Annotated in this window: 19 protein-coding genes; 4 read left to right on the top strand and 15 right to left on the bottom strand. The window is 65.0% G+C overall.

Annotated elements, in window-relative coordinates:
- The first annotated feature begins 249 nt into the window (after positions 1-249).
- Positions 250-1,563, top strand: coding sequence for a GGDEF domain-containing protein (locus ACTEK7_RS22050; RefSeq protein ID WP_225146975.1), 1,314 nt, complete (start codon positions 250-252; stop codon positions 1,561-1,563).
- Between the two features lie 8 nt (positions 1,564-1,571).
- Here the strand turns inward: ACTEK7_RS22050 and ACTEK7_RS22045 are convergent, their stop codons facing one another.
- The gene (locus tag ACTEK7_RS22045; protein WP_225147065.1) at positions 1,572-2,192 is read right to left on the bottom strand and encodes a TetR/AcrR family transcriptional regulator; all 621 of its coding nucleotides are present in this window, start codon (positions 2,190-2,192) and stop codon (positions 1,572-1,574) included.
- Between the two features lie 660 nt (positions 2,193-2,852).
- Between ACTEK7_RS22045 and ACTEK7_RS22040 the strand changes: the two genes are divergently transcribed.
- Positions 2,853-6,257: an acyl-[ACP]--phospholipid O-acyltransferase gene (locus ACTEK7_RS22040; protein ID WP_225146974.1), complete on the top strand. Its 3,405-nt coding sequence runs from the start codon at positions 2,853-2,855 to the stop codon at positions 6,255-6,257.
- Positions 6,258-6,283: 26 nt separating this feature from the next.
- Here the strand turns inward: ACTEK7_RS22040 and tcuB are convergent, their stop codons facing one another.
- The 14 genes from tcuB to mobB form a co-directional block, all read right to left on the bottom strand.
- Positions 6,284-7,384 carry a tricarballylate utilization 4Fe-4S protein TcuB gene (gene tcuB / locus ACTEK7_RS22035; RefSeq protein ID WP_225146973.1) on the bottom strand — a complete coding sequence of 367 codons (1,101 nt, stop codon included), beginning with the start codon at positions 7,382-7,384 and terminating at the stop codon, positions 6,284-6,286.
- On the bottom strand, positions 7,371-8,762 hold the full coding sequence (tcuA, locus tag ACTEK7_RS22030; RefSeq protein WP_225146972.1) for an FAD-dependent tricarballylate dehydrogenase TcuA: 1,392 nt from the start codon (positions 8,760-8,762) through the stop codon (positions 7,371-7,373). The genes tcuB and tcuA overlap by 14 nt, the downstream gene beginning before the upstream one ends.
- 88 nt (positions 8,763-8,850) lie before the next feature.
- Positions 8,851-9,606, bottom strand: coding sequence for an IclR family transcriptional regulator (locus tag ACTEK7_RS22025; protein ID WP_225146971.1), 756 nt, complete (start codon positions 9,604-9,606; stop codon positions 8,851-8,853).
- 8 nt (positions 9,607-9,614) lie between these two features.
- Positions 9,615-10,496 carry an NAD(P)-dependent oxidoreductase gene (locus ACTEK7_RS22020; RefSeq protein WP_225146970.1) on the bottom strand — a complete coding sequence of 294 codons (882 nt, stop codon included), beginning with the start codon at positions 10,494-10,496 and terminating at the stop codon, positions 9,615-9,617.
- A 39-nt stretch (positions 10,497-10,535) separates the two neighbouring features.
- Positions 10,536-11,732, bottom strand: coding sequence for an ABC transporter substrate-binding protein (locus ACTEK7_RS22015; RefSeq protein ID WP_225146969.1), 1,197 nt, complete (start codon positions 11,730-11,732; stop codon positions 10,536-10,538).
- 16 nt (positions 11,733-11,748) lie between these two features.
- Positions 11,749-12,606 carry an alpha/beta fold hydrolase gene (locus tag ACTEK7_RS22010; RefSeq protein WP_225146968.1) on the bottom strand — a complete coding sequence of 286 codons (858 nt, stop codon included), beginning with the start codon at positions 12,604-12,606 and terminating at the stop codon, positions 11,749-11,751.
- The gene (locus ACTEK7_RS22005) at positions 12,603-13,046 is read right to left on the bottom strand and encodes a hypothetical protein (RefSeq protein WP_036011397.1); all 444 of its coding nucleotides are present in this window, start codon (positions 13,044-13,046) and stop codon (positions 12,603-12,605) included. The genes ACTEK7_RS22010 and ACTEK7_RS22005 overlap by 4 nt, the downstream gene beginning before the upstream one ends.
- A gap of 161 nt (positions 13,047-13,207) precedes the next feature.
- Positions 13,208-14,293, bottom strand: coding sequence for a HupE/UreJ family protein (locus tag ACTEK7_RS22000; protein ID WP_225146967.1), 1,086 nt, complete (start codon positions 14,291-14,293; stop codon positions 13,208-13,210).
- An 18-nt stretch (positions 14,294-14,311) separates the two neighbouring features.
- Positions 14,312-14,785, bottom strand: a complete 474-nt coding sequence (ybaK, locus tag ACTEK7_RS21995) for a Cys-tRNA(Pro) deacylase (protein WP_036011401.1) — start codon at positions 14,783-14,785, stop codon at positions 14,312-14,314.
- A 136-nt stretch (positions 14,786-14,921) separates the two neighbouring features.
- Positions 14,922-17,690 (bottom strand): formate dehydrogenase subunit alpha, encoded by a 2,769-nt coding sequence (gene fdhF / locus ACTEK7_RS21990; RefSeq protein ID WP_225146966.1) that lies wholly within the window; start codon positions 17,688-17,690, stop codon positions 14,922-14,924.
- Entirely contained in the window at positions 17,687-19,393 is a 1,707-nt protein-coding gene (locus tag ACTEK7_RS21985; RefSeq protein ID WP_225146965.1) for an NADH-ubiquinone oxidoreductase-F iron-sulfur binding region domain-containing protein, read from the bottom strand. The genes fdhF and ACTEK7_RS21985 overlap by 4 nt, the downstream gene beginning before the upstream one ends.
- A gap of 267 nt (positions 19,394-19,660) precedes the next feature.
- Positions 19,661-19,894, bottom strand: coding sequence for a sulfurtransferase TusA family protein (locus tag ACTEK7_RS21980; RefSeq protein WP_036011410.1), 234 nt, complete (start codon positions 19,892-19,894; stop codon positions 19,661-19,663).
- A 47-nt stretch (positions 19,895-19,941) separates the two neighbouring features.
- On the bottom strand, positions 19,942-21,198 hold the full coding sequence (locus ACTEK7_RS21975) for a molybdopterin molybdotransferase MoeA (protein WP_225146964.1): 1,257 nt from the start codon (positions 21,196-21,198) through the stop codon (positions 19,942-19,944).
- A gap of 9 nt (positions 21,199-21,207) precedes the next feature.
- Complete coding sequence (gene mobB, locus ACTEK7_RS21970; RefSeq protein WP_036011416.1) at positions 21,208-21,735, bottom strand: molybdopterin-guanine dinucleotide biosynthesis protein B; 528 nt, start codon at positions 21,733-21,735, stop codon at positions 21,208-21,210.
- Between the two features lie 209 nt (positions 21,736-21,944).
- Here mobB and fdhD point away from each other — a divergent pair, with 209 nt between their 5' ends.
- Both fdhD and mobA read left to right on the top strand, forming a co-directional pair.
- The gene (gene fdhD / locus ACTEK7_RS21965; protein WP_036011418.1) at positions 21,945-22,835 is read left to right on the top strand and encodes a formate dehydrogenase accessory sulfurtransferase FdhD; all 891 of its coding nucleotides are present in this window, start codon (positions 21,945-21,947) and stop codon (positions 22,833-22,835) included.
- On the top strand, positions 22,816-23,472 hold the full coding sequence (gene mobA, locus ACTEK7_RS21960) for a molybdenum cofactor guanylyltransferase MobA (protein WP_225146963.1): 657 nt from the start codon (positions 22,816-22,818) through the stop codon (positions 23,470-23,472). Before fdhD ends, mobA begins: the two co-directional genes overlap by 20 nt.
- Positions 23,473-23,475: the final 3 nt, after the last annotated feature.

Genomic DNA, 23,475 nt, shown 5'->3' with positions numbered 1-23,475 from the left:
CAGAATGATGCCGCGGAGGCAGGCTGGATTGCTTCGCTGCGCTCGCAATGACAAGGCATTGGTTCGCGATATCACATCAGCTCCGATTTCGCGGCATTTGAAACGATCTGCGCGCATCCACGTCACATTACCTTCACCCTCCGTCACAATCCCTCGCACTTTTCAGGTCCAGTTAAGCAACCATCTCGTCTACTTTGCGTTGCAGGCGCAACGCCCCTGCCGGGCGCGTCGATCGACTTGGGGACTGGTGTGTTTCGCAGAACAGCGGCGTCGGCGGAGGGCGGCAACCTCCTTCACGTCATCAAGCTCGTCTCGCCTTTCGTGATGGTCGTCGTGCTGCAGGCGGCGATCGCCGGATTCAGTCTCGAGGTGATGTCGTCGGTCCGCGCCTATGTCGCCGGCGAAGCACTCTGGTCGCGCTCGCAGAAGAACGCGGTCTACTTCCTCAATCTCTATCTGCATTCGGGCGAACCGAGCCAGTTCGCGCAATATCAGGCTTCACTCGCCGTCCCCATCGGCGATGAGTTCGCGCGCTGGGCGCTGGAACGCGATCCGGTCGACGTCGAGGCCGCCCGCGTCGGCTTTCTCCAAGGCGGCAACCATCCCGATGACGTCCCGGGACTGATCTGGCTGTTTCGCTATTTCAATCGCGTCAGCTTCCTCCAGGACGCGATCAGGGAATGGACCGCCACCGATCCCATGCTGCTGGAGCTCAGCGTGTTCGGCGAGGTCATCCGATCCGAGCTGAAGAAAGGTCCCATTCAGGACGACGACCGCCTGCAATTCCTGTCGTCGCGGCTATCGGAGCTCAATGCCCAGTTCACGGTGCACGCCAAGCAATTCTCCACCGTCCTCGGCGAAGGATCCCGGGCGATCAAGCTGACGCTGACGGGCATCAACATCATCACGGCTGCGGCGCTGATCCTGCTCCTGATCTGGCATACGCGGCGCCTGGTGCGGCAACGGCAGACCTTCGAAGACGCCTTGCATGCCGAGAAGGAGCGCCTGGCCTGGCAGGCATCGCATGATTGGTTGACCGGCCTCTCCAACCGCCGCGCCTTCGAGGCGCGCCTGCAAGCCGAGCTGGACAATGCCGCAGCGGGTGCGCTCGCCCTCATCCTGCTCGACCTCGACCAGTTCAAGAGCGTCAACGACAGTTGCGGCCACCTCGCCGGCGACCGCCTGCTCTGCCAGGTCTCGCGCCTGCTGCAGCAGGACCGGCATGCGCATGATCTGGTGGCCCGGCTCGGCGGCGACGAATTCGGCCTGATCCTGCCGCGATGCTCGCCCTTCGATGCCGTCGACATCGCCGAGCGTCTGCGCCGGTCGCTGGAGCTGTTCAATTTCGCCTGGGACGACCGTTGCTTTGCCGTGACCGCCAGCATCGGCGTCGCCTGCATCGCCGACGGCAACATCACGCTCGAGGATGCGATGCGACGCGCGGATGCGGCCTGCTACCGCGCCAAGGAAAAGGGCCGCAACCGCGTTCAGGTCGAGAACGGGCGATCGGACGTTGTCGTCGTTGCGCCACGCCCGCGCGAAGCGGTCGCTGCACGAGGGTAATGGCATCGTCACCGCAGGGGCGGAATTCCAAGTCCTGCGAGATGGGTGTCGACGAATTGTTCGATCTGCTGGCGCAGCATCTGCGACGGCACGGCCACCATGCGCTCCTCGAGGCCGAGCGAGATGATGCCATGCACGGCGGAAAACAGCGTGCGCGACAGCAGCGCAATCTTCACGTCGTCCGCATCCGGCAATAGCCGCACCAGGGGCGGATGCATCAGCGCGAACGCATCCATCACCATCTGGAGGATGTCGTCCGGATAGGGGCGATCGTCCTCCATCCGATGCTCGAACAGGGAACGCAGCAAATTGGCGTGTGCGGCGAAGAAGTCGAGATAAGTCTCGGCGAGCCCATAAAGCTGGCGGACCGGATCCTCGGCGGGAACAGCACGGAGCCGGGCCGTGAGCGCCTGAACCGTTTCCCGGTTCACCGTCAGAATGACCCCGTCGAAGTCGCCAAACTCGTTATAGACGCTGCCGACCGAGCAGCCGGCCGCCTCGGCAACATCCCGAACCTTCAATGATCTCAGCCCCTTAGCTGAGATGATGCCGCGGGCAATTTCGACGATCTGGAGCCGGCGCCGAAATTTTTTCTGGTCGCGCAGCGATTCTTCTTGAACATTGTTCATTTTCAAGCTACTCATGTGAACATTGTTCAATCTAACCCGGAGACCTGGAAAATGCAAACCCTTGCTGTCGATATCGCCACCACCTTCGTCGATGACGCCGCCGCCCTCGTCGCCGGCTTTGGCCGGGCCCTGCTGCGGCTGGCCATGGCCCCGGTCAATCGCATCGCCAACGCCTGCGACGTTGCCGGTGTGCTCGCCGAACGCCGGGCGACTCTTCGGATGTGGCGGGCGAGCCGTGCCCGTGCCCGTCACGAGGGCCGCCGGTTCAGCCTGCTCGGCCGCTTCTCGCCGTTTCGCCACCTCGCCCATCTCACCTGAGGCGCGCACGCGGGTCGGCTCGAATGCAAGCGCCGGCTGCAAGGATGGACTTAACCATGTCCGGACGGGCGTGGCCGATCCGGCGGATTTCGACGATGCGGTTCAGTCTTTCCTTCATCGCCCGGCGCCATATCCGGGCGAGCGAGGCCGCTCCGCCCGGCCTCGACCGGATATTTGCGAACCTAACGATGCCGATTGGAGACCAACAGGATCGGAGGAACCGAGGGGACAGAGCAGGCCAGCAACTTCGTTGCCGCGCAATCGTTCGCCCTATGCTTCCGGTCGTGACGTTTCACAGACAACGTAACAACCTCAGTCTGCCTTGCCAAAACAGGACCAGTCATGATCAGGGAATTGATGTCGTCACGCCGCTTTGCGCCGCTGTTCTGGGCGCAATTCTTCTCGGCGCTCAATGACAACGTGCTCAAGAATGCGCTCGTCATCATCCTGCTCTACAGCGCGGCAACGAGCCACGGCGATGCGCTGGTGACGGTGGCAGGCGCCGTCTTCATCTTCCCCTACTTCATCCTGTCCGGGCTCGGCGGCCAGCTCGCCGACAAATACGTCAAATCCGTCGTCGCAAGGCGGCTCAAATTCGTCGAGATCTTTGCAGCCTGCTTCGCCGCTGCCGGCTTCTTCCTGCATTCGGTGCCGCTCTTGTTCGCAGCGCTCGCACTGTTCGGTACCATCGCCGCGCTGTTCGGCCCGGTGAAATACGCGATGCTGCCGGACCAGCTCGAGCTCGGCGAACTCGCGACCGGCAACGCGCTGGTCGAAGGCGCGACCTTCATGGCGATCCTGCTCGGTACCGTCGCGGGCGGCCAGTTCGTCGCCGGCTCCGCGCATATGGGCTGGGTCGCATCCGCCGTGGTCGTGCTGGCCGTGTTGTCCTGGGCGTTCGCGTCCCGCATTCCGCAGACGACGCCCTCCGCGCCTGAGCTGCCCGTCGACGCCAATCCCTGGACGTCGACGGTGAGCCTGCTCAGGACGCTTCGTGCCGACCATCGCCTCTGGGACGGCACCGTGATCGTCTCCTGGTTCTGGCTGGTCGGCGCCATCGTGCTGTCGCTGCTGCCGGCGCTGATCAAGGAAGTCGTCGGCGGCACCGAGGGCGTCGTGACGCTGTGCCTTGCCATCTTCGCGATCGGCATCGCCATCGGCTCGCTGTTTGCCGCCAGCCTCAGCCACGTTCGCCCGAACCTCGCGCTGGTGCCGATCGGCGCCATCATCATGGGCTTTGCCGGCCTCGATCTCGCCTGGGCCATCGGCGTCACCGCAAAGGGGCACGAGATCACTGCGCTCGGCTTCGCGACTTCGTTCGGTGGCCTGCGCATGCTGGCCGACTTCGTCGCCTTCGCCTTCGGCGGCGGCCTGTTCGTCGTTCCGTCCTTTGCCGCGGTCCAGGCCTGGTCGCAACCTTCCGAGCGCGCCCGCATCATCGCCGCCGGCAACGTGCTGCAGGCCGCCTTCATGGTGGTCGGCTCGCTGTTCGTCGCGCTGTTGCAGGCGGCAGGTCTGCATATCGGCTGGATCTTCTTCGGCCTCGGCGTCGCCAGCTTCGGCGCGGTGTGGTTCGTGCTGACCAAGTGGGGCAAGGAAGGCGTGCGCGATGCTGGCGGGCTTCTGTTCCGCGCCCTGTTCCGTACCGAGGTGCGCGGGCTGGAAAACCTGCCGCCTCCCGGCACGCGCATGCTGATCGCGCCGAACCATGTCAGCCTGATCGACGGCCCGCTGCTGCACGCCGTGCTGCCGATCGACGCGAGCTTTGCGGTCGACACCGGCATCGCCAAGGCCTGGTGGGCCAAGCCGTTCCTGCGCGCGATCAAGCACTACACTATGGACCCGACCAAGCCGCTGGCTGCGCGCGACCTGATCAAGCTGGTGGCGGCGGGCGAGCCTGTCGTGATCTTCCCTGAGGGACGCATCACCGTCTCCGGCTCGCTGATGAAGGTGTATGACGGCACCGCGATGATCGCGGACAAGGCCGACGCCGTGGTCGTGCCGGTCCGGATCGAAGGTGCGCAGCGCTCCTATCTCAGCTATCTCAACTCCAGCCAGATCAAGCGGTCCTGGTTTCCGCGCGTGACGGTGACGATCCTACCGCCGGTCAAGCTTCCGGTCGACGAAACGCTGAAGGGCAAGGCCCGCCGCAACGCCGCCGGCGCCGCGCTGCAGGACGTCATGATCGACGCCCTCGTCAAGAACGGCATGCTCGATCACACGCTGTTCGAAGCCCTCGGACACGCCTATCGCGACCGCGACACCGGCAAGGTCATCATCGAGGACGCGCTCGGCACCAAGCTGACTTATCGCAAGCTGATCCTCGGCGCGCAGGTCCTGAGCCGCAAGCTCGAGAACGGCACCGCAACCGGCGAGAATGTCGGCGTGCTGCTGCCGAACTCCGCGGGCGTCGCCGTCGTCTTCATGGCGCTGCAGAACAGCGGCCGGGTGCCGGCGATGCTCAATTTCTCGGCCGGTCCGGTCAACGTGCTCGCCGCCATGAAGGCCGCGCAGGTCAAGACCGTGCTGACGTCGAAGGCCTTCATCGAGAAAGGCAAGCTCGACAAGCTGATGACTGCGATCTCCGCGGAGGCACGCGTCGTCTATCTCGAGGACGTCCGCGCCTCGATCGGCATCGCCGACAAGATCAAGGGCCTGCTCGCGGGCACGACGCCGCGCGTGCCCCGCCAGGCCAACGATCCCGCCGTCGTGCTGTTCACGTCGGGCTCGGAAGGTACGCCCAAGGGCGTGGTGCTGTCCCACCGCAACATCCTCGCCAACGCGGCGCAGGCGCTGGCGCGGGTCGATGCCAATGCCAACGACAAGGTGTTCAACGTGTTGCCGGTGTTCCACTCGTTTGGACTCACGGGCGGAATGATGATGCCGATGCTGGCGGGCATTCCGATCTACATGTATCCCTCGCCGCTGCACTACCGGATCGTGCCCGAGCTGATCTACCAGACCGGCGCTACGATCCTGTTCGGCACGGATACGTTCCTGACCGGCTATGCGCGCTCGGCGCACGCTTACGACTTCCGCACCCTGCGCCTCGTTATCGCCGGCGCCGAGGCGGTCAAGGACCGCACGCGGCAGGTCTTCATGGAGCGCTACGGCATTCGCATCCTCGAAGGCTACGGCGTCACCGAGACGGCGCCGGTGCTGGCGATGAACACGCCGATGGCCAACCGCCCCGGCACCGTCGGCCGTCTCTCGCCGCTGATGGAAAGCCGCCTCGATCCGGTCCCCGGCATCGAGGAAGGCGGACGCCTCTCGGTGCGCGGCCCGAACGTGATGCTCGGCTACCTCAGGGCCGAAAATCCCGGCGTGCTCGAAAAGCTCCCCGACGGCTGGCACGACACCGGCGACATCGTTTCGATCGACGCGGCCGGCTTCATCACCATCAAGGGCCGCGCCAAGCGCTTTGCCAAGATCGCGGGCGAAATGGTCTCGCTGTCGGCGGTCGAAGCCATTGCGACGGCGTTGTGGCCGCAGGCCGCATCGATCGCCGTGTCGATCCCCGACCAGCGCAAGGGCGAGCGCATCGTGCTGCTGACGACCGAGAAGAACGCCGAGCGCAGCGCGATGCAGGCCCAGGCCAAGGCGATCGGCGCCTCCGAGCTGACCGTGCCCGCTGCGATCATGGTGGTCGACAAGGTGCCGTTGCTCGGCACCGGCAAGACCGACTATGTCACGGCCACGACGATGGCCCGCGAGCAGGGATCCCCGCCCGAGCGCGAGGTCGCGTAAGAGGTTGCGAGACGGGCGGCGCGGGGTCACGCCGCCGTCCGCCGCTCCTGCGCGTAGCGCACCAGCGCGGCAAAGCGATAGATGCCGTGCATGAACTTGCCGTAGGGCATAGTGATGAACAATGCGAACACCGCGCCGAGATGCAGCGCCAGCAACGGGCCCATCGCGGCAGTCTCGCGCAGCACCAGCAGCAGCATTCCGGTGAGGCCGGTCAGGAACAGCATGGCGATGAAACCGACGTCCATGCCGTAGCTGTATTCGTCGAGCAGCGCGGGATCGCGCCGCATCTTGGCCGCGAACAGGCCGATGGGCCCGACGATCAGGCCGACGCCGCCGAGCGTGCCGAGCACCACGGGCAGGTCCCACCACGGATACGGCGCCTCGCGGCCGAGCAGATAATGATAGAGCGTCGCCACCGAGGTCGCTGCAAAGCATAGGAGGAAGCCGTAGAAGGTCAGGTGGTGATATAGCTTGCGCCGGTCGGTCGGCTTGTCGTCCTCATTGTAGCAGCCGACGCCGCCGCCATGGAGATAGCGCAGCTCACCGGCGTCGCGGATCGCCTGAAAGATCGAGCCGCCGTCGGCGCGGTCGCCGATCGGCGGGCTGATGTCGCGCCAGAAGGCACGCACGCTCATGACAAGGGCAAGGATCGCGTAGAGGAATGCGGCGCCGAACAGCGCGACCATCGCATTGTGCGGCATCAGCTTGTAGAAGGCGCCGGGGCCGGTATGCACGCCGAACAGCACGCTGCGGTCGTTCAGGGCGACGAAGCCGAAAATGAATGCCGCCATGCTGAGCGCGGCGGTGAGGCTGATGACGAGGCCGTTGCGCGCGAAGGCGCCGGATAGCGGCCGCGGCCAGGCATAGGCCGCATAGGACTCCGCGCGCGCAACCGCCAACGTCTTCGGGACGTTGACGTTGAATTCGTGCGGCGGCGAGAACTGGCAGTCGACGTAGCAGGCGCCGCAGGAATGGCAGAGATTGGCGAGATAGTTGAGATCGCCGTCGGAGAAGGCGCGCCGCATCTCCATGGCCGGAAACACCGCGCACAGGCCCTCGCAATAGCGGCAGGAATTGCAGACCGTCATCAGACGGTCGGCTTCGTCGAGAATTCTAGTTCCGTGCATGTTTCGCCGCTTCCCGTCCTGCGATCCGCCCGAACACGCTGCCGATGGTCATGCCCATGCCGGCCGCATAGCCCTTGCCAAGCACATTGCCGGCCATGATCTCGCCGGCGGCGAACATGTTGGCGGAGGGCTTGCCGTCCTTCATCAGCATTCGCGCCTCTTTGTTCACGCGCGTGCCGAGATAGGTGAAGGTGATGCCGGGCCGCACCGGATAAGCGAGAAAAGGCGGCGTCTCGATCCGGCGCGCCCAATGCGTCTTGGGCGGCGTGATGCCTTCCGTCACGCAATCATCCAGAATGGTGTGGTCGAAGGTCCCGGGCCGCACTGCCGCGTTGAACTCGGTCATAGTCTTCTCCAACACGACCGGATCGAGCGCGAGCTTGCCGGCGAGTTCGGCGATCGTCTGCCCGGCGATCGGCGGAAACAACGTCGGCATGAAGCTGGTGACCACGGTGGAGTCGAAGATGATATAGGCGATCTGGTCGGGCTGCGCCGCGACCAGCCGGCCCCAGATCGCGTACCGCTTCGGCCAGAGGTCCTCGCCCTCGTCGTAGAAGCGCTGGGCATGCTTGTTGACGACGATGCCGAACACCACGGAGTCGTGCCGCGTGATGATGCCGCCGTCGAATTTCGGCGCACGGGCATCGATCGCGACCGCATGACACTGCGTGGGATCGCCGACCTCCTGCACGCCCTTGTCGAGCAGCATCTTCAGGATCGAGCCGCGGTTATAGGGCGTGCCGCGGATCAGGAAGTTGTCGGCGGCCTCGCCCCAATATTGCTTCAGCCATTCGATGTTGGCCTCGAACCCGCCGGCGGCGGCAACCAATGACGTCGCGCGGATCTCGGTCTCACCCCTGACCGGCCGCTTGAGGCGCGCGGCGAGGAACATGCCGTCCTCGATCACGAGATCGATCACCTCGGCGTCGTATTCAACGTCGACACCGAGCCGCTCCGCGGTGAGATAAAGCGCGTTCAGCATCGCCCGCCCGCCGCCCAGGAAGAAGGAGTTGGTGCGGCCGAGGCTCAGCGTGCCGCCGAGCGAGGGCTGCCAGCGCACACCCTGCTCCACGATCCAGTTCAGGATGTCCTTGGACTCCCGAATCATGTGACGCGCCAGCACCTCATCGGTCTGTCCGCCCGTGACGCGCAAGAGATCTTCCCAGAACTCTTCCTCTGTATAGGGTCCAGTCAGGATCTCGGTGGGGGCATCATGGGCGCAGCGCATGTTGCGGGTGTGGCGGGTGTTGCCGCCGCGATAGAATTTTGGCGCGCCTTCGAGCACCAGCACGGAGGCGCCGGCGCGACGTGCTGCTATCGCCGCGCATAGCGCCGCATTGCCGCCGCCGATCACCAGCACGTCGTATTTGCTGCTCATCCCGTCTGCCCGACGGCATGCGAGATTGGAGAAATTCTGTCCATCAGTGGCATGCTCGACCTTCCAGCGTTGCGCATTCTGTCGACAACTAGCGCCTCGCCCTGCGCACTGGACGCGCGTCTTCAGCCGACGCCGATAAGGCATTGTCGAGGATCTCGGTCGGACCGCCCAGCGTGCGCGTCAGGCGGATGGCTGCCTTCAGCAACAGCGACGCCATCGTCTTGATATTGTCTCTCGTGAAGCGCGGCTTCGGCCCCGAGAGCGACAAGGCGCCGACGCACTTGCCGCCGGACCCGAACACGGGGCAGGCCAGCCCGGCACAATCCGGATCGCGCTCCCCGAACGACACTGCGATGCAGCCCTCGCGAATCGCGTCATAGGTCGCGCCTTTCTCACCGTCGAAGGCGAGAATAACCCGGCCCGCCGCCCCGCGCTCCAGCGGCAGCAGCATGCCGGCCTCGACGCGGTCGAGCGTCGAGTGTTGGGAATCGACGCGGAACACGCAGAGCCGGCGCTTGGCATCATGCCGCACGTGGTACGACGGACTTTCGGTGCCGTCGGCCACGAGCTGGCGCAGCAGCGGCATCACCCGATCATGCAGATTGTTGTTGCGCTGGTACACCGCACCCAGCCGGAACGGCGTCGGCCCGAGATGGTAGCGGCCGTCGGCGAGTTGCACGAGGTAGCCGAATTCCTGAAGCGAGGCCATCAGCCGCAACAGCGTGCTTTTGTACATCTTGGTGCGCTTGGCAAGCTCCGCCAGCGTCATCGGCTCCGGGGCATCCTCGAACGCGGCAAGGATCGTCAGAGCGCGGTCGACGGCGGCGACACCGGGCGAAGGCATGGCGTTTCCTATTGGGGGAATCCGGAGGGATCGATGAGCTTAGCGATGACGGGAAAGTAAGCATCCCCCATCCCCTTGTCGATCGTCTCCTGGAAGATGGTGCGCATAAGCGCGGCACCGCGCAGGTTGAGCCCAGCCTGCGCGCCGAGCTCCAGCGCATAGGAGAGGTCCTTCATTGCATATTCAGTGGAGAACGCCCGCAGCGGAAACTCCCCGGCGACGATCGCCTTCATGCCGTGATTGCGCAGGGCAAAACTGTCCGCCGACCCCTTGGACAACGTCTCCAGCAGCAGCTTCGGCTCGACGCCGCTGTGCTTGGCAAGCGCGACGGCCTCCGCCAGCGCATTCACCGTCTCGAACAGCACCATGTTGTTGAGGATCTTCGTCACTTGGCCTGCGCCGGTTCCGCCGCAGAGAGTGACGTCGGTCGCAAAATGCCGGATCAGCGGCTCGACCGCGGCGAACTGCTCGGCTGTCGCGCCGACCATGACGCTGAGCGTGCCGTCCTGGGCTGCCTGGCGGGTGCGCGCGATCGGCGCATCGATCCAGAGCGCGCCCTTCTCCGCGAGCTGCTTGGCGAACGAACGGGTCAGGCCGACGTCGGACGTGCCGAGATCGATCACGGTCTGGTCGGGCTTGACCGCCGGCAGGATGCTCTCGAAGACCGACATGACGTGCTTGGCGCTGGGCAGGCACAGGAAGATCGTCTGTGCGCCGGCGACGACATCCCCGATCGACGTCGTCGCCGTCGCTCCTTCGGCTGCGATCCGAGCCAACGGTTCCGCAGCAAGGTCGAAGGCAAGCACCGGCCGGCCGCTCTTGCGCAACAGGTTGCGGCAGATCGGCTCGCCCATGACGCCAAGACCGATGAACCCAATCGAACCAGACATTCCTTAACTCTCCCTCGAAGTCATGTGGCCGGGCGGGCGCTACTTTACCAGCGGGCAGCCGCCTTCGCTCAACGGCCGGAATACCTCGTCGCCCGGCTTGGAGCCGACGATCCGGTAATAGTCGAACTTGTACTTGGACTCCTCCGGCTTCTTCACTTGCACGAGATACATCCTGTGCAGCACGCGCCCGTCGGGGCGGACCGCAACGTCCTTGTTGTACATGTCGTTGACCTTCAGCTCGTGCATCTTGGCGGCAACGGCCGTTGCATCGGTGGTGCCTGCTGCCTTGACGGCGGCGAGGTAATGATGGACGCCGCTGTAGACGCCGGCCTGCACCATGCTCGCGACCTTGCCGTCCATCAGCGCTGCGTAGCGCTTCGACCAGGCGCGGGTCTGCTCGTTGAGGTCCCAGTAGAACGAGGTCGTCACCTGCAAGCCCTGCGTCACCTTCAGGCCCAGCGAATTCACGTCCGTGATGAAGACCAGGAGGCCGGCGAGCTTCTGGCCACCCTCGACGATGCCGAACTCACCGGCCTGCTTGATCGCGGTCTGCACGTCCGCGCCCGACGTCGCGAGGCCAACGACGTCGGCCTTGGATCCCTGCGCCTGCAGCAGAAAGGACGCAAAATCCGCAGTGCCGAGCGGATGCGCGGCCGAGCCGATCACTTTGCCGCCGGCGACGTCGATGAACTTCGTGGCATCGCGCTGAAGCGCGTGACCGAAGGCGTAGTCGGCTGTCACGAAGTACCAGGTCTTGCCGCCAGCCCGCGTGATCGCGTCGCTGGTCAGCTTCGACAGCGCGTAGGTGTCGTAGTTGAAGTGGAAGCTGATCGGCGAGCAGGACTTTCCCGTGAAATCGGACGAGCCCGGACCCGAGATGACGAAGATCTTGTTCTTCTGCTTGGCGACTTCCAGGATGGCAAAGCCGGCCGAGGAGGCTGCGCCGTCCGCGATCATGTCGACGCCCTCATTGTCGAACCATTTGCGCGCAGTTGCCGATGCGATGTCCGGCTTGTTCTGATGGTCGGCCGAAATGATCTCGATCTTCTTGCCGAGGAGTTCGTTGCCGAAATCCTCCGCGGCGAGCCTTGCGGCGGCGACCGAGCCCCGCCCTCCATTGTCGGCGAACACACCGGACTGGTCGTTGAGAACGCCGATCCTGATGACATCGTCGGCCGCGACGGCGGCACTCGTCTGCGCGGCCAGAGCGACCGCAATCATCCAACGCAACTTCATAACATACGCCTCCCGTTTACGACTTTTGCTTATCGAGGATGTTTTGCAGCACCGGCGCGATGTAGCGGCGGAACTGGCCTGGGTTTTCACTCATCGGAAAATGGCCGAGCCGCTCCATGACGGTGGCCTTCGCACCGGGAATCCCGGCGGCGGTCCGCAGCGTGTCCTCCGGCGTGCAGGAGAAATCGTACTCGCCGGTCAGCAGATAGAGCGGGCACTGGTTGACGTCGATGTTGCCGGTGCGACCACGCAGATCGCCATCGACGCGATAGAAATAAAGATCGCCCTTGAAGATGCCGGGTCCGCCCTGCTTGTAGCCCCACAGTGTCTCGTTGCGCGCACCCTCAGGACCGCCAGGCGCGATCAATCCCGATACCAGCGCGGCGCAGACCTCGCCGCCATGAACATCGGGCCGGTTCAGCCAGGTCGTTTCGTACCAGGGCTGCTGGAAGTCGGCGGCCTCAAGGCCGATCAGAGCGCGAAACTCGTGAGCATGCGCAATAGCGAGATTGAGCACGATGCGGCCACCGATCGAGCAACCCATCACCACCGGCCGCTCCAGCCCAATCGCGCTGCAGAAGGCGCGGATCGTCGCCGTGTAGCTCGCGGTGGTCAGCCGGTATTCGCTGCCATATCGGCTGTCCGGGGGATTGGACTTACCATGCCAGGGCATGTCGAAGGTGATGACTCGGAAATGCCTCGTGAACTCGTCGTCCACGAGCAGATGACGCCACTGCCGCGCGTCGGAGCCGGCGGTGTGGAGGCAAACCAGGGGAATGCCGCTGCCGTTCTCCTCGAAATAGATCCTGTTGACCTCGCCATCGATCTCGACGTGCACGTAGCGCCCGACAATCGGCTCGATGAAGCCGTTCATGACGCGCCTCCGAACCCGCTGCGCCGCGGTAGCGCCAGAAGATCCTTGAAATACTGAAGGTACGCCATGAACGGATGCAGATCGCCTTCGAGCGTCGCCTGCCCGCGCTTGGTCAACGCCAGCAGATCGTGCCATCCCGCCGGCGGCATTCGTTGCCAATATGCGGCGAACGCGGCGGGCGTCGCGCGATAGGAGAAGCGCCAGGAACGCATCAGCACTGGCGCCGGCGCCATGTCGACGATCCGACCGGCCCGAATGGCGAGGTGGAATGGCTGCGTGCTCGGCCCGAGCAGGCAATCCACATCGAGCCAGCGACCGCGGGCAGTGAGGGCCTCGTCGCGGATCAGCAAATCGGGAATCGCCTTGAAGGCTTCGATGACGGCATCGGGCGTGAATGGCACCGGTGAGCCGTCGTCCTGCCGGACGCGTTCGAATTCCATTGTCTCGTCCCTCAATTGCGCTCGTTCTATTGTACAGAACGATATTCTATTTCTATTCCAGTTTCTATACAGGGCTTGTGAGCGAACTCAAGTGCGCAGGAGCCGTGGGGCCGCGCGCCGTGGCGGAAGCAGGCCGACCGCGCGAGAGAGACCGCTTGATTTCAAGCTTCGAAGACGCGCGCGACCAGCCAATAGCCGCCGAGCAGGCCGATCATGGCAGAGAACGTGTAAACCAGCCCCGCCGCCCTCACCGGTTCGGACCGGTCCCCTCCGCTCCATCGATCGGCGAGACGGAGGGTCGGCAACGCGACCGCAACGATCGCGACCTGCCCGATCTCGACGCCGATGTTGAAAGCGGCAAGCGCCGGCACGGCTGTGTTTGGCGGTAACCCGATGTCACGCAGCACCCCCGCGAAGCCGAAGCCGTGGATCAAGCCGAACAGAAAAGCCACGCGCCAGCGCCTGTCGACGTCGCGCGAGAAGAAGTTCTCCACAGCCACGAAGACGATCGAGGCCGCAATTGCAGGCTCCACGATGCTGCTCGGAATCACGAGAACATCGAGCGCGGCCAGCGACAAGGTGATTGAATGGGCAATGGTGAAGGCCGTCACGATTTTGACGACGGGCATGAGCCGTCGCGCCCACAGCGCCACCGCGATCAGGAATGCGATGTGATCGTAACCGAGGAAGATGTGCTCGATGCCGGTGATGACATAGCGCTGCATCGTCGACCACAGCGACGGCGGCGCGGTTGAAAGCGTGACCGTCGTGTTGCCGGCGTCGAGCAAGGCCTGCGTTTCCGACCGCCCCTGCGCAATCAGCACGACTTGTCGAGCAGCCTTGTCCTTCTCGGTCAGCACGGTGGAACGATAGATGAGATCGCCGGCGGCGTCGGCGCAGGCAAAGCTGTTGCGATAGACGACGCCGTCGCCGTCGGCCAAGATCGCGGCATCTCCGGCAACACAGGCCTTGGCACCACCTGTGACAGCCAGGTGCGTGCCCATATAGGCAAGGATCGCGGGCTTGGCCGCTTCGACCGCGACAGGATCGACCGCGTCCCGTCTCGGATCATAGATCTTCGTACCGATCAGGCGATCGACATCGCTGCCCTTCAACCCGAGCTCGACGCTCACCGAGCGATCAGGGCTCAGCCCCACGCGCGCGGTGACGAGATTGACCTCATGTGCCTCTGCCGGAAAAGCGATGCCGAGCAGCACCCAGAACCCCGCCAGAAGCAGCCGCCTCATGATCCCGCTCCATCGCGCTCACGCCAGCACATCCGCCACCACGGCCTTCAGGACGTCCCGCGCATCGGCCGGCTTCAGCCGGACCTGCAAGCCGCGCTGGCCTCCATTGAGATAGACGAGATCATGCGCAAGCGCGCTCTGCTCGATCACGGTGCGCACAGGCTTGCGCTGCCCGAACGGGCTGATGCCGCCGACCTTGTAGCCGGTGACGCGCTCGGCCTCGGGCGGCTTCATCATCTGCGCCGACTTGCCGCTCGCCGCCGCCGCCAGCTTCTTCATCGAGACCTCCTGGTCGGACGGCACAACCACGCACACCGGCTTGCCGTCGACCAGCGCCATCAGCGTCTTCAGGACGCGCGCCGGCTCCTCGCCGAGCGCGGCCGCCGCCTGCAGCCCGATGCTCTCGGCGTCGGGATCATAGTCGTAGGTGTGCACGGTGAAGGCAACACCGGCGGCCGTGAGTGCGCGTGTCGCGGGGGTGACTTTGGACATGCGTCACATGTAGCACCGTCATTGCGAGGAGCGAAGCGACGAAGCAATCCAGAATCTTGCCGCGGAGGCAGTCTAGATTGCTTCGCTTCGCTCGCAATGACGGTGTGGGCACCATGCGCCCCACCCATGACGTCCCCTACTCCGCCGCGTCACGCATCACGGCGCGCTCGGCCCGCGCTGCGCAGAACTTGAACTCCGGGATCTTGCCGAACGGGTCCAGCGCCGGGTTGGTGAGCAGGTTCGCCGCCGCCTCGGCGTAGCAGAACGGCATGAACACCATGTTCTCCGGCACGTCGCGGTCGGAGCGGACCTTGACCTCGACGGCGCCGCGGCGGGTCTCCAGCCGAATGAAATCGCCGGGCACCAGCTTCTTCTTGCGCATGTCCTTTGGCGACATGAACGCGACCGCCTCGGGCTCGATCTGGTCGAGCACCTGGGCGCGGCGCGTCATCGAGCCGGTGTGCCAGTGCTCCAGCACGCGGCCGGTCGAGAGCACCATCGGATATTCGTCGTCGGGAATCTCGTCCGGCGGGATGACCTTGGCCGGCACGATCTTGCCGCGGCCGCTCGCAGTCGGGAAACCTGTGGTGAAGATGATCTCGTTGCCGGGCTTGTTCGGATCGTCGACCGGATAGGTCACCGCGCCTTCGCGCACCAGCCGTTCCCAGGTGATGTTCTTCAGCGACGGCATCAGCTCTGCCATCTCGGTGAAGACGTCGCCGGGTCCGGCATAGTTCCACGGCAGGCCCATGCGCTTGCCGATCTCCTGGATGATCCAGAGATCCTGGCGCGCATCGCCGGGCGGCTTGATCACCTGACGCGCCAGCTGCACGCGGCGGTCGGTGTTGGTGAAGGAGCCGTCCTTCTCGGCGAAGGCCGAGGCCGGCAGGATCACGTCGGCGTGGAACGCAGTCTCGGTAACAAAGAGATCCTGCACCACGAGATGATCGAGCATCGCCAGCGCATGGCGCGCGTGCTGCAGATCGGGATCGGACATCGCGGGATTCTCTCCCTCGATATACATGCCCGTGATCTCGCCGGCATGGATCGCGTTCATGATCTCGACCACGGTCAGGCCGCGGACGGGGTCGAGATCCTGCTGCCAGAGCTTTTCGAAGCTGCCGCGCAGATCATCGCGCCCCACCGGCTGGTAGTCCGGCAGGAACATCGGGATCAGGCCGGCATCGGAAGCGCCTTGCACGTTGTTCTGGCCGCGCAGCGGATGCAGGCCGGTGCCGGGACGGCCGACTTGGCCGGTGATCAGCGCGAGCGCAATCAGGCAGCGTGCATTGTCGGTGCCATGGACGTGCTGGCTGATGCCCATACCCCAGAAGATGATCGACGATTTCGCGCGCGCATAGGTGCGCGCCACCTCGCGCAAGGTCTGCGCCGGGACGCCGCAGATCGGCTCCATCTTCTCCGGCGTGAACTCCTTGATCTTCTCCTTGAGGTCCTCGAAACCCTCGGTGTAGCCGGCGATGTACTGGTCGTCGGTCAGGCCCTCAGTGATGATCGTGTTGATCATCGCGTTCAGCATGGCGACGTCGGAACCGGGCTTGAACTGCAGATGCTTGGTCGCGTGACGCGACAGCGTCTGCCGGCGCGGATCCATCACGAACAGTTTTGCGCCGTTCTGCTTGACCGCGTTCTTGATGAAGGTCGCGGCGACCGGATGGTTCACAGTCGGGTTGGCGCCGATCACGATGATGACCTCGGCGTCCATGGCGGCAGAGAACGGTGCCGACACCGCGCCCGAGCTGAGGCCTTCGAACAGCGCCGCCACCGACGAAGCGTGACAAAGACGCGTGCAGTGATCGACGTTGTTGGAGCCGAAGCCGGTGCGCACCAGCTTCTGGAACAGATAGGCCTCTTCGTTCGAACCCTTGGCCGAACCGAAGCCGGCGAGCGCCTTCACGCCCTTCTCGTCGCGGATCTTGACGAGGCCCTTGGCGGCGATGTCGAGCGCTTCCTCCCAGCTCGCCTCGCGGAAATGCGTGAACGGATTGGCCGGATCGACCTGATCGTTGGCATCCTTCTTCGCGTTCGGCAGCCGCACCAGCGGCTTCGTCAGACGATGCGGATGGTGGATGTAGTCGAAGCCGAAGCGCCCCTTCACGCAGAGACGATTGTGATTGGCGGGGCCGTCGCGGCCTTCCGCATAGATCACCTTCTCGTCCTTGACCTCATAGGTGACCTGGCAGCCGACGCCGCAGAACGGGCAGAGCGAATCGACCTTCTTGTCGGCATAGGTGACGCGCGTCTGCTTGTCGTCGAGCATCACGGCCGGCATCAAGGCGCCGGTCGGGCAGGCCTGCACGCATTCGCCGCAGGCAACGCAAGTGGATTCGCCCATGGGATCGTCGAAGTCGAACACGATCTTGGCGCCGGCATTGCGGTAGGCCATGCCGATGACGTCGTTGACCTGGACCTCGCGGCAGGCGCGCACGCACAGGCCGCACTGGATGCAGGCATCGAGATTGACGCGCATCGCCGGATGGCTGGCATCGGTGGCCCAGCGCTCGGCGGCGGGAAAGCGGCTCTCGGTGACGCCTGTCGTCTCGGCCCAGTGCCAGAACTTCGACTCCGGGTCGTGGCTGGTTTCGCGCGCCGGCTGGTCTGCGACCAGCAGCTCCATCACCATCTTCTGCGCAGCAGTCGCGCGGGCGCTCTCGGTCTTCACCTTCATGCCGACCGACGGCGTGCGCTTGCAGGACGCGGCGAGCACGCGCTCGCCCTCGATCTCGACCATGCAGGCGCGGCAATTGCCGTCGGGGCGATAGTCCGGCGCCGGCGAATAGCAGAGGTGCGGAATGTCGCGGCCCTGGCGCTTTGCGACCTGCCAGATGGTCTCACCGGGCTTGGCCTCGACCTGCTTGCCGTCGAGCTCAAACGTAATCTTGGTCATTCGGCGGCTTCCTTGAACTCGTCAGGGAAATATTTGATCACGGAAGACAGCGGATTCGATGCCGCCTGTCCGAGCCCGCAAATAGAGGCATCGCGCATCGCCTGGCTCAATTCTTCCAGCAAGGCACGGTTCCAGACCGGCCTTTGCATCAGCAGCGCCGCCTTCTGGGTACCGACGCGGCACGGCGTGCACTGGCCGCAGCTCTCGTCCTCGAAGAACTTCATCAGGTTCAGTGCGGCTGACCGCACGCTGTCCTTGTGCGACAGGATCACGATCGCAGCCGAGCCGATGAAGCAGCCGTATTTCTCCAGCGTGCCGAAATCGAGCGGGATGTCGTCCATCGCTGCAGGCAAAATGCCGCCAGACGCACCGCCCGGCAGATAGGCGTAGAACTGGTGGCCGTCGGCCATGCCGCCACAATATTCCTCGATCAGCTCGCGCACGGTGATGCCCGCGGGCGCGAGCTTCATGCCGGGATTCTTGACGCGGCCCGAGACCGAGAAGCTGCGCAGGCCGTGACGCTCGTGGCGGCCATGGCCCTTCCACCAATCGGCGCCCTTCTCGACGATGTCGCGCACCCACCACAGCGTCTCGATATTGTTGATCAACGTCGGCAGGCCGAACAGGCCGACCTGGAACGGGTAAGGCGGCTTGTGCCGGGGCAGGCCGCGCTTGCCTTCGATGCTCTCCAGCAGCGAGGATTCCTCGCCGCAGATGTAGGCGCCGGCGCCGCGCCGCAGGTGCAGCGTCGGGCCGCCCGGCGGAAGCTTGGCGATCTCGCGCTGGAGGATCTCGCGAGAGGCCGGATATTCGTCGCGCAGATAGATGTAGACATCGCTCGCCTGCACCACGTGGGCGCCGATCAACATACCCTCGATGAAGCGATGCGGATCGGTTTCGAGGTAATAGCGGTCCTTGAACGTGCCGGGCTCGCCCTCGTCGCCGTTGATCGCCATCAGCCGCGGTCCGGGCTCGCCGAGCACGGCGCGCCATTTGCGCCCGGTGGGGAAGCCGGCGCCGCCAAGGCCGCGCAGCGAAGCGTCGTCGAGCGCTTTCAGGAGATCGTCCTTCGACAATTCGCCGGAGCGCAGACGATTGAGCAGCTTGTAGCCGCCACCCGAGACGTAGGCATCGTATTCGGTATATTTGGGCAGATGCGTATGAGTATCGCCGGCCTTTGCCGCCGCCATCACATCGGCGACGGTCGCATGGTCGACGAAATTGTGCCCGACCTCGGCGGCCGGCGCTGTGTCGCAGCGTCCAACGCAGGGCGCGCGCACGACGCGGATGCCGGGACCTGACGCGCTCTGCAGATCTTCGAGCAGGTTCTCGCCACCAAGCATCGCGCAGGTGAGCGAATCGCAGACCCGGATCGTCAGCGGGGGAATGTCGGGCTCGCCTTCCTTCACCACGTCGAAATGCGCGTAGAAGGTCGCCGTCTCGAACACCTCGGCGAAGGCGAGCTTCATCTCGTCGGCGAGCGCGGCCAGATGCGCCGCCGAGATCTGGTGATACTTGTCCTGGATCAGGTGCAGATATTCGATCAACAGATCGCGCCGTCGCGGCCTGTCGCCGAGCAACAGCTCGATCTCGTGCGCGGCCGTGGGATCGACCTGCCGCCCCTTGGGAGTCGCCTTGGCGCGTCGGCGTCCCTCACCGGGATGCTCGAAGGAGCGGACCTTGTGCACGTCCTCGTGGCTCATCGCTTCGTCTCGATCTCGTCCTTATCAGGACTCCACTTCTATCCTGTGGCATGCCAGATGCCAAGAAAATTATCACGCTCGCGGAAGTGGTTACGCTGCACGGCTCAACGGAGCCCAGCACGGCCCTGCGTTCTTGAGCAAGGCCGAGCCAAGCCCGAATTGGCCGGGAGATCAATAAAGGCGTCTCATGCTGCGATTGCGAAGTCCTATCGACGTCGCCTGAGGCGCGGCGGAGCGCAAAGGCCGCCGCCGTGAACATTCCCCTTTCTACGGGGCGTCGCTCTTTTCGACCAGGAACACGATGCGCGCCTCGTTGCGCTCGGTGATCTCGACCTTGTCGCCGGTCTCGCGGATCAGATTGGGAATATCGATCACCGAGAGCGGATCGGTGCAGTGAACTTCGAGCTGGTCGCCTGCCTTGAGCGGCTTGAGCGCCTTGCGCGTCTTGAGGGCCGGCAGCGGGCATTTCAGCCCGGTAAGATCGAGTGTCGTCCTAGTCATGGCCGCACCATGGCGAGGCGGAGCGGCTGCGTCAACGTTAGGAGGCATCAGATCAGGCTGGCGTAGGGCAGGAAGCCCACGTCCTGCCCCGGCTCGACATTGGTGACGTCCTCGCCGAGCTCGACGAGGCCATCGGTCTCGACCAGCGAGGATAGGAGCCCGGCGCCTTCGCGCGGGAACTTGATCGCCTCGAGCCCGCCGTCCTGCGCGCGCCGCAGCGAGGCGCGCACATATTCACGCCGGCCGGACTTCTTCCTGTAGGTGAACGCCGCGCGCAGCGGGATCGCCAAGAGCGGCTCCGGCAAGGCGCCCGACAGCGCCAACGCCGTCGGTCGCACCACATGGACGAATGTCACGAAGCTCGCGACGGGATTTCCGGGCAGTCCGATCAACGGCGTGCCGTCGATGATGCCCATCGCCACGGGACGGCCGGGCTTGATCGCCATCCGCCACAGCACCAGCGAGCCGATGCTCTCCACCGCCGCCTTGACGTGATCCTCCTCGCCGGTCGAGACGCCGCCGGTGGTGAGGATCAGGTCATGGCCGCCTGCGACCTGCTTCAGGCCGCGCGCCAGCGACGCTCGCTCATCGCGCAGAATGCCGAGATCGCTGACCTCGCAGCCGAGCCGCCGCAGCATCGCCATCAGCATGAAGCGATTGGAATCGAACAATTGCGAGGCGGCGCGCGGCTCGCCGGGCGAGGCGAGCTCGTCGCCGGTCGAGAACACGGCGACACGGATGCGCCTGACGACGTCGAGCCTCGTCAGGCCGAACGCGGCGGCAAGGGCGACGTGCTGCGGCCGCAGGCGCTGGCCGGCGCGCAGCGCGACCTGACCTTGGGGAATGTCCTCGCCTGCAGGCCGCACATTTGCGCCGGGCTTCAGCCCCGGCGGCAGCACGATCCTGCCTGAAGCATCGATGCGGACGTCCTCCTGCATGAAGACGGTCTCCGCATCCGGCGGCATCGGGGCGCCGGTGAAGATGCGCGCGGTGTGGCCGGGCTTGATCGGCGCTTGCGCAGGGCCGCCGGCCTGGATGCGGCCGTCGAGCGGGAAGGCCTGCTCTGCGCTTGCCGGAAGGTCGGCGTTGCGCACAGCGTAACCGTCGACGGCGGAGTTGGTGAACGGCGGCAGCGGCAAAGGCGCGGCCAGATCGCGCGCGAGCACGCGCCCGTCGGCATCGACCAGCGCCACCGTCTCGAGATCGACGATGGCGTTGACGCGCGTCGTGATGAGGCCGACGGCTTCGTCGACCGACATCATCGGGCCGCCGAAGGCAAAGCAATCGTCCGACAGTTGCGCCATGGTGCCTCGTCAGCGTGTCGCGGCGCTTCTTGCTACCGCTTCCTCGACCGGCATCGCCGCCCGTAGCATCAATGCCGCCGCGCCTTCGATATCGTCGAGATGGACAGTCGGGAGCCTCGTGTCAATCGCGACGTCGGTCGCAATCCCGGCAATTCCGGGATCGTCCGGAAACAGCAGCGGCTTGCCGTTGGCGGCACGATGCACCTCGATCTTGCGGTGCGGCTCGCGCTTGAATCCCTCGACCACGACGAGATCGACCGCGGAGAGCTTGTCGAGCAGCTCCGGCAGCCGCGGCTCCGCCGCCCCGCGCAGCTCATGCATCAGCGCCCAGCGTTTCGACGAGGCCACCAGAACCTCCGCCGCGCCGGCCTCGCGATGGCGCCAGGAATCCTTGCCGGGCACGTCGACGTCGAACTGGTGATGCGCATGCTTGATCACGGAGACGCGCAGGCCCTGCGCGTTGAAATGCGGGATCAGCCGCGTCAACAGCGTGGTCTTGCCCGCACCGCTCCAGCCTGCAAGGCCGATGACTTTCATTCCAGCTCTCTTTTCCAGCAACCAGCGCTCGCCGATGGAACCACCATCCCCTCCCCGTCATTGCGAGCGCAGCGAAGCAATCCAGACTGCCGCTGCGGAAAGATCCTGGATTGCTTCGCTGCGCTCGCAATGACGACAAGGTGGCATTTCGCTCTCTCCCCTCCATGCTTATATCGGCTTGACCCGAATGTCATGCTAACCTCGCCGCCATGATGAAGATCGACAAAGCCCCGGTGCCCCTGATCGTCCCCAATCCGGATGACCCGCGCCTGACCCAGAGCGTGACCGGTACGGACCAGACCGGCGCCAGGGTCGAAATCAAGGTGCCGATGGAGCGGCCGCTGACGCTCTATCTGAACGCCCAGGAGATCGTCACCATGATGACGATCGGCGACTATCCAGAGTATCTGGCGCTCGGCTACCTGCTGAACCAGAACATGCTGAAATATAACGACGTGGTCACCGAGGTCGAGTACGACGACGACCTCCAGGTGGTCGTCGTGCGCACCTCACACCACACCAATTTCGAGGCCAAGCTGAAAAAGCGCACGCAGACCTCCGGCTGCGCGCAGGGCACCGCCTTCGGCGACCTCTTGGAGGCGGTCGAGAGCGTCGCGCTGCCCAAGGCGGAGCTGCGCACCTCCTGGCTCTACCAGATGACGCAGACCATCAACACCATGCCCTCGCTTTATCTGGAGGCCGGCGCGATCCACGGCTGTGTGCTGTGCAAGGAAGGCACCCCGCTCTGCTACACCGAGGATGTCGGCCGCCACAACGCCGTCGACAAGATCGCGGGCTGGATGTACCGCCACGGCGTCGACGCGTCCGACAAGATCCTCTACACCACGGGGCGCCTCACCTCCGAGATGGTGATCAAGACGGTGCGCATGGGCATTCCGATCCTGGTGTCGCGCTCCGGCTTCACCGCCTGGGGTGTCGATCTGGCAAGGCAGGTCGGCCTGACGCTGGTCGGGCGCACCCGCGGCAAACGCTTCATCGCGCTCGCAGGCGAAGAGCGTATCGTCTACGACCAGAACCTCGCTTATGTCGAAGAGGAATCGGCCAAGCACAAGCGCAAGGGTGAGGGCGGTGACGACTGACCTGTCCGCGGCGCATGTTCCGCCGACTCTCGGCGTGCTGCTCGCCGGCGGGCTCGCGCGGCGCATGGGCGGCGGCGACAAGCCGATGCGGACCATCGGCGGCCGCACCATTCTGGAGCGCGTGATAGCGCGCCTTGCGCCCCAGTGCAGCGGACTGATCCTCAACGCCAACGGCGATCCCGCCCGCTTTGCGGCGTTCCGCTTGCAGGTCGTCGCCGACGACGTGCCCGGCTTCCCGGGTCCCCTCGCCGGCATCCTCGCGGCGCTCGACTGGGCCGCGGCGAACCGGCCGCAGATCGAATGGGTGCTCAGCGCCGCCGGCGACTGCCCGTTCCTGCCGCGCGACCTCGTCGCGCGCCTGCATGAGGCGCGCGCGCGTGAGAATGCGCAGCTTGCGGTCGCAGCCTCAGGCGAGCAGTCGCATCCGGTGATCGGCCTGTGGCGCGTCGCCTTGCGCGAGGAGCTGCGCCACGCGCTCGTGGACGAAGACCTCCGCAAGATCGACCGCTGGACCGCGCGCTATCCGCTCGCAACGGTGACCTGGCCGAACGAGCCGCTCGATCCGTTCTTCAATGCCAACACGGTCGAGGACATCGCCGAGGCCGAGCGGCTGGCGGCGCTGGATGACGCGTCTTAGCGA

This window comes from Bradyrhizobium sp. JHI2711 (assembly GCF_056156565.1).
Note: the sequence above shows the minus strand (reverse complement) of the source record. Positions and strands in the feature narration are given on the sequence as shown.